This is a genomic window from Pseudomonas frederiksbergensis (assembly GCF_000802155.2).
GTDB classification, from domain to species: Bacteria; Pseudomonadota; Gammaproteobacteria; order Pseudomonadales; family Pseudomonadaceae; genus Aquipseudomonas; species Aquipseudomonas frederiksbergensis_A.
The window spans coordinates 15,563-28,336 of record NZ_JQGJ02000004.1 but is presented as its reverse complement, the minus strand read 5'-3'; the positions used below and the strand labels follow the sequence as shown (position 1 = coordinate 28,336).

Sequence of the window (12,774 nt, the reverse complement as noted above, 5' to 3'; positions counted from 1 at the left end):
GGTTTCTTTATGTTTGACTACTCTGCCCGCCCCGACCTGCTCGAAGGCCGCGTCATCCTGGTTACCGGTGCCGGCCGTGGTATCGGCGCCGCTGCCGCCAAGGCTTACGCCGCCCACGGCGCCACCGTGTTGTTGCTGGGCAAGACCGAGGCCAACCTGACCCAGGTCTACGACGAGATCGAAGCGGCCGGCCATCCCCAGCCGGCGGTGATTCCCTTCAACCTCGAAACCGCCCTGCCCCATCAATACGATGAGCTGGCCGCCATGATCGAAACCGAGTTCGGCCACCTCGACGGCCTGTTGCACAACGCCTCGATCATCGGCCCGCGCACGCCGTTGGAGCAGCTTTCCGGCGAGAACTTCATGCGCGTGATGCAAGTGAACGTCAATGCCATGTTCATGCTCACCAGCACGCTGTTGCCGCTGCTCAAGTTATCCAAGGATGCCTCGGTGGTGTTCACCTCCAGCAGTGTCGGACGCAAGGGCCGGGCGTACTGGGGCGCTTATGGCGTGTCCAAGTTTGCCACCGAGGGGCTGATGCAGACCCTGGCCGACGAAGTCGACACCGTTGCGCCCGTGCGCTCCAACAGCATCAATCCCGGCGCCACCCGCACCAGCATGCGGGCCCAGGCGTACCCAGGGGAAAATCCGCTCAACAACCCGACGCCCGAAGAAATCATGCCGGTCTACCTGTATCTCATGGGGCCGGACAGCCAAGGCGTCAATGGCCAGGCGCTCAACGCGCAATAACGGCCATCCGCGTCGCGGCGGTTTACCGTCGCGGCGCGTCTTTTCTCGATGCGGCACCCAGGCGAAACGCCAAGGCCCTGCCGCCCCTGCCCCCATTTACGACTGCCTTCAGCGTCCAATCCCTTGATTCGGCTGGTGTTTTTTTCAAGATGAACTGAATGGCACGACTTTCGCTCTAAAGCTTTCAAACACGCCGTGTCCGGCGAGTAGTGAACATTGCGATGGGTTTAGCCTGCCCTTTAAAGCGGACTAGACTCAACTCAGTGTCCTTCGGGACTGATGGATCAGTACGACGCGTAGCCCAGAGCCGCTTCACCCCGCCGGTCAGGATCGATTAAGTTCAGGGGCTCACGCCATATGAAAACGCCCACACAGACCAACGCGATCGACTTTGACAGCGCCAAGTTGCAGCGCCTGGGTCTTGCCCAGCCGTCGCCGCGCGTGGCGCGGCCTGTCAGCCTGTCCCAGTTGCGCCAGCAACTGAACCAACAGTTGCAGACCAGCCTGGAGCCGCAACGGATCCTCGGCCTGTTCTTCCGCGAAGTGCAACGGCTGGTGCCCTTGGACGCGCTGGCATACCAGCACAAACCCAGTGATCTGCGCCTGGAGTTCGGCCAGCGCGGGCATCACACCCTCAGCTATAACCTGAGCCATGAGGGCGAGCATCTGGGCGAGCTGGTGTTCCGTCGCAATCAGCGCTTCACCGACTCGGAACAGAGCGATCTCGAGTCGACACTCTCCGCGCTGTTCTTCCCGCTGCGAAACGCCTTGCTCTACCGCGCCGCCACACAAACCGCCCTGCGCGATCCACTGACCGGCACCGGCAACCGGATCGCCATGGACCAGACGCTGGACCGCGAGATCGACATGGCCCGGCGTCACATGCAGCCGCTTTCGTTGTTGATGCTGGACATCGACCACTTCAAGCGGATCAACGACAGCCACGGGCATGGCGTCGGTGACGAAGTGCTCAAGGCGGTGGCCGACTCGATCAAGAGCCAACTGCGCAACGTGGACATGGTGTTCCGATTCGGCGGAGAAGAGTTTCTGATTCTGCTGGCCAACACCAGCCGGGATGCCGCGGCCATGGTCGGTGAACGGCTGCGTTATGCCGCCCAGGCCCAGGACTATTTCGCCGGTGGAACGAGGATCGAACTGACCGTCAGCCTCGGATGCGCGACGCTGTTACCCGGTGAGTCCGCTGAAAGCCTGCTGCGTCGGGCCGACAGTGCGTTGTACGTGGCCAAGCGCGAGGGCAGGAATCGGTTGACGATGGCGGGCTGAGCACGCCGACACATCGTCTTCGCGAGCAGGCTCGGTCCCACAATGAATGGCGGTGTACATACAGCTTTCATTCACCACAAACCACTGTGGGAGCGAGCCGCCGCGAAAGGGCCAGATCAGTCAACGCAAGGTTGACGGTCAGACTGCATTCACGAGCGAGCCCGCTCCCACAGGGGGTCAAACTATCGAGGATCAGCTCCCAGCCAGCGCCAGACGCTCACGGGCAGCAGCCGGTTTTTCGACAACGCCCGAATGCTCCAGCTGCATGCACCGCTCCAGGAACAGGTACATGTAGTCATAGCTTTTGCACACGGCCTGCCGCAGTTCCACCTGCAATGCCTTGCTCGGATTCATGCCTGCCAGCGTGCAGATGATTTCCAGCGCTTCCCAAGGATGGGCATCGTCATACTGGGCATGCATCTTCAGCCATTTCATGGCCCGCTTGCGGTCTTCCTCGGCGAACGCCGACGCGTAGACGCCATTGGAACAAACCAGCGCCGACCACTCCCCGGTCGCGCCCTCGATGGCGTAGTTGGTCGCGGCGATCGCCACGATCAGCGAGTCCGCCGAGCTGGTGTGCCAACACCAATGGCTCAGGGCATGCAGCTCAGGCGGCACTTGCTGTGCTTGCAGGTCTTCGAGTGTCACGCCATGGGCCGCACTCCAGTTCACCCAGTAGTCGGCATGATTGAGTTCGACACGAATGTTGCGCATCAACCAGCGACGCGCCATGTCCTCGCCGGGATGGCGGGCAAAACGGGTCTTGGTGAGATTCTGTGCCATGTATAAAGCGAACTGTTCAACGACCGGCCAACCACCAATGAGGTAGTGGCGCATGGTCTTGGCGCTGAGCTTGTTGTCACGCATGCGTTGATACAGTTCGTGTTCGACAACCCGGCGCTTGCTCTCGCTGCAATCGGTAATGAGCTGTTGTGCCCATTTCGGATAGCTGTCAGCGTCCATGAGCGGGCCTGTTCGGTTGAATGTCTCGATCACTGTCGGGCTCCTTTTGATTGTGATTTTCTGCGGACCAACAAGAGTTTCAGCGGAACGTGCCGGGGGCCTTGAATAACAGCGGCTGAGGCCTGGCCGGCCTGCATTGCAATGTGTCACAAGTAAACATCTGCGGACGCTCGATAACATACCCCTGAGCGTAATCCACGCCAATCTCCAGCAAGGCTTGCTCGATCTGCGTCGTTTCTACAAACTCGGCAATCGTGCGCTTACCCATGACGTGGCCGATATGATTGATCACTTCGACCATTGCCCGGTTAATCGGGTCGTCCAGCATATCCTTTACGAAACTCCCGTCGATCTTCAAGAAGTCTACAGGTAAATGTTTCAGGTAAGCGAACGAAGACATTCCGGCACAAAAGTCGTCCAGGGAAAAATAACAACCCAAGCCTTTGAGTTCATTGATAAAGCGGATCGCACTGCCCAAATTGGAAATCGCGCTGGTTTCAGTAATTTCAAAACAAATCATTTCTGGCGGGATGGCGTAAGCGGCGAACTGTTTACGCAGGAAGTCCAGGAATGCCTGATCTCCTATAGTCGTGCCTGACAGATTAATCGCACACATTGCCAGCGGCCCCTGTCTTGATTCGTTCAAGCATTGGCGAATGATCTTGAAGACATTCTCCACCACCCAACGGTCCAGCGACGTCATCAGGCCATAGCGTTCCGCCGCCGGAATGAAACTGTCCGGCAGGATCATCCGACCCGCCTCGTCATGCAGGCGCAACAGGATCTCAATATGACCGCCGCCGTGGTCACCCGGCCCCAATGCAGCGATTTCCTGGGCGTAGAGACAGAAGCGGTTTTCCTCCAAGGCCATATGCAAGCGCTGGACCCAGGCCATCTCGCCGAAGCGCAGGGACAGTTCCGAATCGTCGGCATGGTAGACCTGGACCCGGTTGCGCCCCTTTTCCTTGGCCATGTAGCACGCCATGTCGGCCGCGCGCAGGGATGCCTCCAGCGTGGTCGGGCTCTGGGCAATGTGCACGAGGCCAATGCTCACGGTGGTCACGAATGGCCGGCCTTTCCAGACGAAATGCAGGTTCTGTACGGTCTGGCGCAGACCTTCGGCAATTTTCTCCGCCGCCTCTGGCGCGCAGTTTTCCAGCAAGATGCCAAACTCATCGCCGCCCAAGCGCGCCAATGTGTCGTTTTCCCGCAGCCCCGATTGCAACAACGCGCAAATATGCCGCAGCAACTCGTCACCCGCGGCGTGGCCACAGGTATCGTTGACCAGCTTGAATTGGTCCAGGTCAAGAAACATCAGGGCGTGGCGGCCAACTTGGCGCGTCAGGTTATGCAGGGCCTGTTCGAGTCGGTATTCGAATTCGCGGCGGTTCGCCAGGCCGGTCAAGGCATCGTGGGTGGCCTGCCAGGAAAGGTTGGCGATGTATTGGCGTTCCTGGGTCATGTCGTGCAATACCAACACGGCACCGCTGACCTTGCCCGCGTGGCGGATCGGTGCGCCGACCAGCGTGACCGACACCGTACTGCCGTCCAGCCTCTGGATCAGCTTGGAATGTTCACTGCCGCCGCCAAGCCGCCCGCTGAGGATGTGCTCGATCAAGGTCAGTCCCTCGGTCTGGGCGTTGTCATCGAGCAGATTGAATAGCGCCGCCAGGGGCAACCCCGTGGCGTGCTCGGCTTTCCAGTGCGTCATCGCTTCGGCGGCGGGGTTCATGTAGGCAATGGCGCCCTCGACATCCGTGGTGATCACGCCGTCGCCGATCGATTGCAAGGTGATTTGCGCCCGCTCCTTTTCCAACTGCAGCGCATTGGCGAAGACCTGTCGCTGGGCCAGCAGCTTATGAGTGCGCAACAGCGCCAGGACAATCAGCCCCAGGGCGGTGGCGAAGTTGGTCACGAGCAACAGGCGCAGGATAAACCGCGACCCCTCGCCCAAGGCATCGCTGAAAGCCTTCGCGGCTGGGGTAACGGAATCATTGATGGCGAAGATCTGTGCCTTCCAGCCGCGAATATCCGTTTCCGATGCCTGGCCAGTGCTGATGCTGGCGTGCATCTGCCGGGCGACATTGTCCAGTTCTGTCAGATAGCCGTCCCCCACCGTCCAAAGATCGATGGCTTCTTCCAGATAGCTGAAATGGCGAAAATTGAGGTAAAGCCAGATGACGCTGGCTACGTCGTCGGGATGGTTGCCACCCTTGAGAATCCCGGCCCGCGCGGCATCGAGATCAGGCGGCTCGCGGTCCAGCGCTACCCGCAGCTCATGGCCACCTTCGGGCACGGCGATCGCTTGCTGGTATTTGCGAAAAATCGCTTCGTCACGGCTGTCGGCATAAAGGTTGAGGTAATAAATGGCGTCTTTCTGGCCCTTGGACCAAAGACTTTCCCCTGCCACGTAACCGCGAACTGCGGACAAAACGTAAAGACTGACACCTCCCAACAGAGCCTGAAACAGGACGACCGCAATAAAAGGCCAGACGATGCCCAACAACCGAGGGGTTCCGAGAGTCCGCGCTTGCTTCATGAGGTCCCTTGCACAGGTGGCTGTGATCAGCAATGACGCCGATCATCCTTGCAAGACTAGGAGGCGCAGCAGCTCCCCGCAAGAGGCTGTACGTTTATTTGACGCAATATACATATGTACCACGACGATCGTTTTCGGAGTGCTTTGATACTCCCCCCTGACAGTGCGAATTATCGCGCCTGCCGGGGCCCGTATTAACCACCGAGAATCCTGGATATGTCATCACTACTCACCACCGACCCGCCCACGGCTCCATCACTGAGCCCAGCCCCGTCTCCTGCCGAAAAACATAACGGGTTACTGGGCGACTACGATGCGTTGCTCTCGCTGATCCGAAACGCCCCCCCCGAGAAGCTTGCCGATACATTGATTAAACCAAAGCGTTGTTCCCCCATGTACTTGGAGGACGAGACCGGACAGCGCTCGCTGCAGGCATTGGCCCAAAATGCGGACTACCGGGCATTGTGCAAAACAGTGGGAGCCTCACCGTACGGTCTGACCGTCACATTGAAAGACGGAAAAAATATTTATGAAACACGCGCAAGTGACAGTGAAGTAAGCACTCCAATTCCACTTGGCAAAAATCCTGTATGGAACGGCTGGCTTTCCAATATTGAAAAAGCCGCTCGAAAACTTGGGGGACAGATTCGCCAGAATGGAGAGGTTACGTTCGCGAGAATGGCCTGGTTTTACGGAATCGCGCTCCCCGATCCACTGGATGGAAAACAATGCGAAGCCGCGATCCAGACGCTCGAAGAAAAGCGCGCTCGTCACTCCTTGGGCCAGGGAGACGCAATCCGCCTCGACGAACTGGGTCACGGCGCCGACGCTGGGAACAGGTCCGTCGACGATTTGATTATGGAAACGATGCGTGAACGCCTGCCGCAACTTCGCACATCGTTACTGACCTATCTCAGTCCGATTGACATCGCCAGACTGACGATCCAAGACCTGCGAGCAAAACCAACGTTCTATCTCGAAAAAATCCTGCTGTCGGAAGAGGCTGACGCGTTGACGGAGGCCCTGTTACGAGCCTTGAAATGGTACGGCGGTAATCAGGGGGAAGACAGTGCCCCAAGCGCACGAATCGCATTGTTGGTCAAAGCCATCACTCTTTGGTTGTCGGCTGGGAGAGATGAGCAGGGAGGCGCTATTGCTGGTTATCACTGGCAGGCGCCCTCCAACTGGGGCAAGAGCTACGAAGCGATATGGCTGGCGTTCGAGTCACACCTACTTGCCTCGAAACGCGCTAGCTCGGTGAATGAATCCATCCTGCTGGCCTGCTTGTATCGCCCATCGTTTCCCCTGGACTTCCAGATCCCCGACATTCCCTCGGAACTGCCCTACCGTAGCTCAACGGTGTGGGTCAACTTTGTCCATGGCGTCCAGCTTGCCAACGCTATTGACCCAACACTGTTGCAACGATCGAGTTTCCAACGATTGGTGGACCTGCCTGGCGTGTACATCGGTGAAGGTAACGCCGAAGACTTCAAACTTGTCTCGTTCACAAGATTGAAACCCGCTTTGGCATGGGCAGTCACCAATGGCTTGGTTACTGAACGTACCGATGCCGACTATTCGCTACAGGACATCGAAAAGGCGTTGCAAACACTCGATCAGACAATCGGCCAGTTCAATAGCGCTGCCGCAGATCTCAGCAAGGCGCCGCCCGACAGACTGACGCGCGCGACGGATGAACTGAAAAAACTGTTCGGACACAGCCTTTTTTTGACGGGAGCATGGAAACTTAAAAAAGAATCCAATGCTTTTCTGACCTCGACTAAATGGGAGGCGGCTCCGGCAGATAACGCTTTTTCGCTTGTGGATGTTTATGCATCCGGCTGGTTGCATAAAACAAAATGGTACGTCACCGACCCATTCGCCCTTTCGGTTTGGTTCGCACTTTCCAAGGACGGCATATTAGCCACTAACTACATAGGACCCAGACTTGCTCGACACAAAGGAAAGAAACTGCCGAACATTGAAAATACGTTCAACAACGACTTCAACGCTCACATCAAAGGCATCAGCAGCGCGTATCGGACATTAATCATCCAGCTACTCGCATCGCTTCCGCTGGCCGATCGGCAAGCATTGGAATACGGCACTACCCAGCTATACAGCCTGAGACAACCCACCAACGGCATAGAAGCCGCGAACGAAACCGAGAAAAACACCCTGCCTTTTCGAGCCCGTGGCGGCTTTATCCTACAAACAACATGGAAGGATGTAGTAAGCCATTACGAAGTTCTGCCGCGGGCTGGATTCATTCACCGTCGAACGGATATCAAACCGGAGCATTTCGGTGGAGAAAAAAAGACCGAAACGTTCAGGGCCCGATCCGGATCAGGTGTGAAGGTCACCGTTCTTCGTAACAAGCACCTCCCCTTTGACTGGAATGCCCATGCCAAAGGAACAGTCCCACGGCCGAATGTGCAATGCGACGCCATCCTGGATCAAATTGGCGACACGCTGCATGGATCACCAAGCAATGACGTCGACCAGCTCTTTCCACGAAGCTTGCAGTCACAGCCCATCCAAACGATTGCCAATCAGATATCCGACAAGCTTCTGTATATTGACGAAGCAGGGTTACGCCGCGCCTGTTATGGGGAAACCGAGTTTGATCGCAGGGCAGCTGAATCGGACAGAGTCGATAACATTTTCAAAAGCTTCGTCCCCTTCTGGAGCAGCATTGAAGACTTGAACTCAGGTGATCGAGATCGACTGGTCGCAGGTGCGTTCGGGTTATTCACCGATCTCACTGCCTTCATACTTCCCCTTGGGAAATTCGCGTCCGGCTCCCTGAAAATCGCCAGAAAGGCAGACGGCCTTACGTTCACCCAGAAACTCCCTTTGTTTTTACAAGATGCAGCCCTCTTCCTAAACTCAACCTTGAACCCAATTGAAGGTATTCCCTCGCTGTTGAAGTCCGCTGGCCTGAGTCTGTTCAGACTCGGCAAAAAAGGTTATCTCAACCTCAAGACATTAAGCGGCAGGGCAGGCCAATACGACCTTCTGCAAGGCTTGCCTCAAAGCACCGACCCAGGCCGATGGCGCCCCTTATCGAGGGAAGACCAACTGGCCACAATCTATGGCATCGAAGATGTCCCGGTGCGCAATATCGCCAACCAAGGTAAACCTGATTTTCGCCTGGTCGACCCCATGTCCACCAAACCTTACGGACCCGCGTTGACAGCTGAACGCTCCGGGTTGTCATTTGGGCCGTCCCGATACGATCTCTTGGGCAGAACCGATACCGATAGCTTTTTCATGGTCCCTGACAATACCCGCGTGAGGGAGGTCTTGGAGGTCGACGGCAGCCGCACCTTTTATCTGGATGATGTTCCTTATCGATTGGAGGACGGCGCCCTGCGCAAGCTGGACACCTTGGATGCCACTAAAAATTTCAGGAAATTGCCATGCCGCTAGATCCAACTTGCAACCTTCACTCTATGAAGGGGGAAACTGCCGAACGCCCTCCCCTTGGGACGCTCAAGAAAGAAAAAAGCTGGGCGCACTGGTTCAGCGATGTTTTAGTCGAACCCGTAAGCATCAGAGGGAGAAAGATATACACCTACCAGGGAAAGATATATGAAATCAAAAATGACAAACAGCTAACTTATAAAGGCAAACCAGAATGGATCGGCCTGACTACCAAGGTGCCTATACCCAAGCCAATCGTAGACGTGACGATAGAATTCCAGACGGGTATCTATGCGGGCATCAGGGTCAACGGCTCCGCAGAGAACATCAACGACGTCCATCGAATCGGGGCGATCATAGTTCCCGATCGCTATGAGGAATTCAATTACGTCTTCACTCAACTAAATGACAATTACTACGCATTAAAAAATCTTGCCGCGAATGAAAGCAAAACGTTGAGACTGCGAAAACTGGAGCCCAGTGAACTGGCGCAAGGGTATGGAGAGGAACTGAAGCGAATCTATGAGGGGTCTATCAACGCCAACAACACTGTACGATTCCATGGAGAAGACAAGGTTAACCAGGCGCTTGAAAATCTCAAAAAAATTTCGATACCTATCGGCACCCCCGCTGACCCACCGGCGAATATGAGCTGGACTAAAGTCGACACATCACCTGCCGAAGCAGTGATGTTCGACCGAAGAACCAGACTGCTCGTCTGTGAGTTGCCTGACGGAGCGGCTCTATGGAAGCCCACCCATTTTGCTCCCCAAGAGATCCAGAACAAAACGGCGTCCATCTTCGGTGCTCTTTTCGGGACAGAAAGGCTCTCCATAGAGAACGCCATGCAAGCGCTTAAAAAAATCCGCTCGGCATCTTATAAAAATATTGCATTTGCCGAGGTCACACTCGCCTCAGGAAAAGTTGAAATCTATATCAGCGTTTCCGGCATCTACGATTACACCCGGCATCTCCCCGTGTTCCGCGGCGGGAATCAAGTGGACATTCGTGGCGTCACCTACTACAACCTGGACGCGCTTAAAGACGGCACCGATGCCACCTCTCTTCTTTTGGGCAATGAAGGTAAATCGCTGCTAGCGATACCGCACGCCACCGCGAGCGGCCCGAACGCAACGAGCCTGATTACTTCTGGCGACAGCGAGAGCAAGTTGATCAGCTACATCAGTCAGAAATATCCGAATGATGGAGATATTCGGTCGATCACCATTGCCACGACGCTGCCCCCATGCGATTCCTGCGCCATTGTCATGAAGGAGTTTGGTCATTCGCGTGGAGCCGATGCGCTGAACGTTACTTGGGGTGAACGTAAACGTTTAAAACCACCTGAACCCATCCTTGGCTCGGATTCGTCAATGTTGCTGTAGGTGGCCATAGAGCCTGGCGTACAAACCACCATCGGCAATAAGTTGTTGGTGATCGCCATCCTCGGCAATTTGCCCGCCGTCGAATACCAACACCCGATCAGCCTGTTTCACAGCTGAAAGCCGATGGGCGATGATCAACGTGGTGCGGTTATCGAGAAAACGAGCCAAGGCCAGGTGCAAATTGTATTCGGTGGCCGCATCCAGGGCCGAGGTGGCTTCATCGAGGATCACCACCTTGGGTTCGGCCAACACCATCCTGGCGATCGCCAGACGCTGACGCTGCCCACCCGATAAACGCACACCGGAACGCCCGACGACGCTGTCCAGACCGTTGGGCAACTCCCGGATCGTGCTGTGCAGTTGGGCGATTTCCAGGGCCCGCCAACAGGCCTCGTCACTGCGTTCGCGGCCCATGGTCAAGTTGGCTCGCACCGTATCGTTGAACAGCGCCGGATGCTGGAGCACCACGGCGACGTTCTCGCGAATGGTGTCCAGGCCGATTTCCTGCTGTGTGGCGCCCCCAAAACGAATGCTGCCGGACTGGGGGGTGTAGAGCCCCAACAACAATTGGACCAAGGTACTCTTGCCGCCGCCGCTGGCACCCACGATAGCGACCTTCTCCCCCGGCGAGATGGACAAGTTCATCTGATCGAGGACCCGCTCCTCGCCATAGCCGAAACTGAGCCCCTGGATGTCGATGCCCACCGTATCGCGGCCCTTGAACGGGTTGACGGCGCCGTCGTATTGAGGCTCATCAGCGCGGGCCAACAGTTCGTTGATGCGATTCAAGGCGCCTGACGCTGCGTAAAACGCGTATTGCAGGTTCAGCAATTGCTCGACCGGCCCGATCATGAACCACAAGTAGCTGAACACCGCGAGCATCTGGCCGACAGACAGGTCGGAAAACAACACCGTGAGCATGGCCGCGGCGCGAAAAATATCGATGCCGAACTGGAACAGCAAGCCACTGGCACGGTTCGAGGCGTCGGTTTTCCATTGCGAATTCACCGCGTAGTCACGCACTTCCCGCGCGCGTATCCCCAACCGTCCGATGAAAAAGCCCTGGCGGTTACTGGCCCGCACTTCCTGGATGGCATCCAGGGTTTCGGTCAGGGCCTGGGTGAAACGCGAGGTACTGTCGTTCTCCAGTTTCTTGAGGTGCTTGACCCGCTTGCCCAATTGCACGGTGGCGTAGATCACCAAGGGGTTGAACAACAGGATCAGCAATGCCAGTTTCCAGTGCATCCACATCAGGATGCCGGCAGTGCCCACCAGCGTCAGCATGGCCACCAGGAACCGGCTGAGGGTTTCGCCGACGAACTTGTCGAGGGTGTCCAGGTCGGTGACCAGGTGCGTGGTCACGGTGCCGCTGCCCAGGCTTTCGTACTCCCCCAGGGAAATACGCTTGAGGCGTTCGATCAACCGGATACGGATGCGGTAGACGATGTCCTTGGCGAGGCTGGCGAACAATCTGGCCTGCAGGACGTTGAACAACAGCGCGCAGCAACGCAGCCCCAGCGTCACCAACAGCATCAGCCCGATGTAGCCGGCAGCGCTTTGCCAACCCGTCGGCAGCGCGTGGTTCATGATCTTCAGTGCCGCGTCACCGTGGCCCAGGAGCACTTCATCCACCAGCAATGGCAGGAGCAGCGGGATGGGCACGCTGCACAAAGTAGCCAGCACGGCTACACCGTTGGCAATCCAGAGGGCTTTTTTATGCTTGAGGGCCAGTCGACGAATTTCTGCCCAGCTCAACCGATCGATATGGGATGGGGCCGACGCGCTGACACTGGGCAGGTCATCAGGCACAGGTGGCCCGCTCCAGCCAGCGCCCCAGCAGTGGCGACAACTGGTCCAGGGGCTGGTAGCCATTGGTCAGCAGGGCCAATTGCCCGTCACGTTCGGCCAGCAGCGTTGGGAAACCCGCGATGCCAAGGTCTTGCACCCAGGTGAAATCCGCAGCGGTGGCCGCGTGCTGGTCGGCACGATCGAATGCTGCGGCGAACTCGATACGTGGCAACCCGGCCTGTTCGGCCAACTCCACAAGAACGCTGGCGCGGGTCACGTCGCGACCTTCTACATAGAAAGCCTGCTGGATCAGCTTCACCAGTTTCCAGGCCAAATCCGGCGCCAGACCGCGAGCGGTCACCAATGCCCGGCAAGCGGGCTCGGTGTCATAGACGAAACCATCGGGTAGCGCGCCCTCGAGCTTGAACGGCTGGCCGGTGGCCTGGGTGACCACCTGCCAGTGTTCGAGAATGTAGCGCCGAGTCGTCGGTTCCAGTGCCGAGCCGCTGCCGGTGCGCAAGCCGCCCACCACCAGGTGCAGTTCCACGCCCGCGGCCTGCGCCTGCTCGGCCAAAGCCTCGGCCACTGGTGCGAAGCCCCAGCACCAGGAACACATCGGGTCCATCACATACAACAGGC

8 protein-coding genes are annotated in these 12,774 nt (G+C 57.3%); 4 read left to right on the top strand and 4 right to left on the bottom strand.

Going from position 1 to position 12,774, the window contains the following annotated elements; genetic code table 11:
* The first annotated feature begins 9 nt into the window (after nucleotides 1-9).
* Nucleotides 10-750 (top strand): YciK family oxidoreductase, encoded by a 741-nt coding sequence (locus JZ00_RS08790; protein WP_039588849.1) that lies wholly within the window; start codon nucleotides 10-12, stop codon nucleotides 748-750.
* A 357-nt stretch (nucleotides 751-1,107) separates the two neighbouring features.
* Nucleotides 1,108-2,034, top strand: a complete 927-nt coding sequence (locus tag JZ00_RS08785) for a GGDEF domain-containing protein (protein WP_039588848.1) — start codon at nucleotides 1,108-1,110, stop codon at nucleotides 2,032-2,034.
* Between the two features lie 192 nt (nucleotides 2,035-2,226).
* Here JZ00_RS08785 and JZ00_RS08780 read toward each other — a convergent pair whose 3' ends face one another.
* On the bottom strand, nucleotides 2,227-3,030 hold the full coding sequence (locus JZ00_RS08780) for a TenA family transcriptional regulator (protein ID WP_039588847.1): 804 nt from the start codon (nucleotides 3,028-3,030) through the stop codon (nucleotides 2,227-2,229).
* A 46-nt stretch (nucleotides 3,031-3,076) separates the two neighbouring features.
* Complete coding sequence (locus tag JZ00_RS08775) at nucleotides 3,077-5,536, bottom strand: EAL domain-containing protein (RefSeq protein WP_039588845.1); 2,460 nt, start codon at nucleotides 5,534-5,536, stop codon at nucleotides 3,077-3,079.
* 216 nt (nucleotides 5,537-5,752) lie between these two features.
* Between JZ00_RS08775 and JZ00_RS29715 the strand changes: the two genes are divergently transcribed.
* Together JZ00_RS29715 and JZ00_RS08755 are read left to right on the top strand one after the other, a co-directional pair.
* Nucleotides 5,753-8,968: a hypothetical protein gene (locus JZ00_RS29715; protein WP_152668415.1), complete on the top strand. Its 3,216-nt coding sequence runs from the start codon at nucleotides 5,753-5,755 to the stop codon at nucleotides 8,966-8,968.
* Nucleotides 8,959-10,347, top strand: coding sequence for a deaminase domain-containing protein (locus JZ00_RS08755; protein ID WP_039588840.1), 1,389 nt, complete (start codon nucleotides 8,959-8,961; stop codon nucleotides 10,345-10,347). The genes JZ00_RS29715 and JZ00_RS08755 overlap by 10 nt, the downstream gene beginning before the upstream one ends.
* Here JZ00_RS08755 and JZ00_RS08750 read toward each other — a convergent pair.
* Together JZ00_RS08750 and JZ00_RS08745 are read right to left on the bottom strand one after the other, a co-directional pair.
* The gene (locus JZ00_RS08750; protein WP_232916678.1) at nucleotides 10,333-12,219 is read right to left on the bottom strand and encodes an ABC transporter ATP-binding protein; all 1,887 of its coding nucleotides are present in this window, start codon (nucleotides 12,217-12,219) and stop codon (nucleotides 10,333-10,335) included. The two genes, JZ00_RS08755 and JZ00_RS08750, sit on opposite strands and share 15 nt — an antisense overlap.
* Nucleotides 12,149-12,751 carry a DsbA family protein gene (locus JZ00_RS08745; RefSeq protein ID WP_200900478.1) on the bottom strand — a complete coding sequence of 201 codons (603 nt, stop codon included), beginning with the start codon at nucleotides 12,749-12,751 and terminating at the stop codon, nucleotides 12,149-12,151. The genes JZ00_RS08750 and JZ00_RS08745 overlap by 71 nt, the downstream gene beginning before the upstream one ends.
* Nucleotides 12,752-12,774 lie beyond the last annotated feature (23 nt).

What these genes read in the sequence shown, in the direction of transcription:
- JZ00_RS08790 (WP_039588849.1), top strand. Translation starts at nt 10, where the DNA reads ATGTTTGACTACTCTGCCCGCCCCGACCTGCTCGAAGGCCGCGTCATC.
- JZ00_RS08785 (WP_039588848.1), top strand. Translation starts at nt 1,108, where the DNA reads ATGAAAACGCCCACACAGACCAACGCGATCGACTTTGACAGCGCCAAG.
- JZ00_RS08775 (WP_039588845.1), bottom strand. Translation starts at nt 5,536, where the DNA reads ATGAAGCAAGCGCGGACTCTCGGAACCCCTCGGTTGTTGGGCATCGTC.
- JZ00_RS29715 (WP_152668415.1), top strand. Translation starts at nt 5,753, where the DNA reads ATGTCATCACTACTCACCACCGACCCGCCCACGGCTCCATCACTGAGC.
- JZ00_RS08755 (WP_039588840.1), top strand. Translation starts at nt 8,959, where the DNA reads ATGCCGCTAGATCCAACTTGCAACCTTCACTCTATGAAGGGGGAAACT.
- JZ00_RS08750 (WP_232916678.1), bottom strand. Translation starts at nt 12,219, where the DNA reads ATGGCTACCAGCCCCTGGACCAGTTGTCGCCACTGCTGGGGCGCTGGC.
- JZ00_RS08745 (WP_200900478.1), bottom strand. Translation starts at nt 12,751, where the DNA reads ATGTGTTCCTGGTGCTGGGGCTTCGCACCAGTGGCCGAGGCTTTGGCC.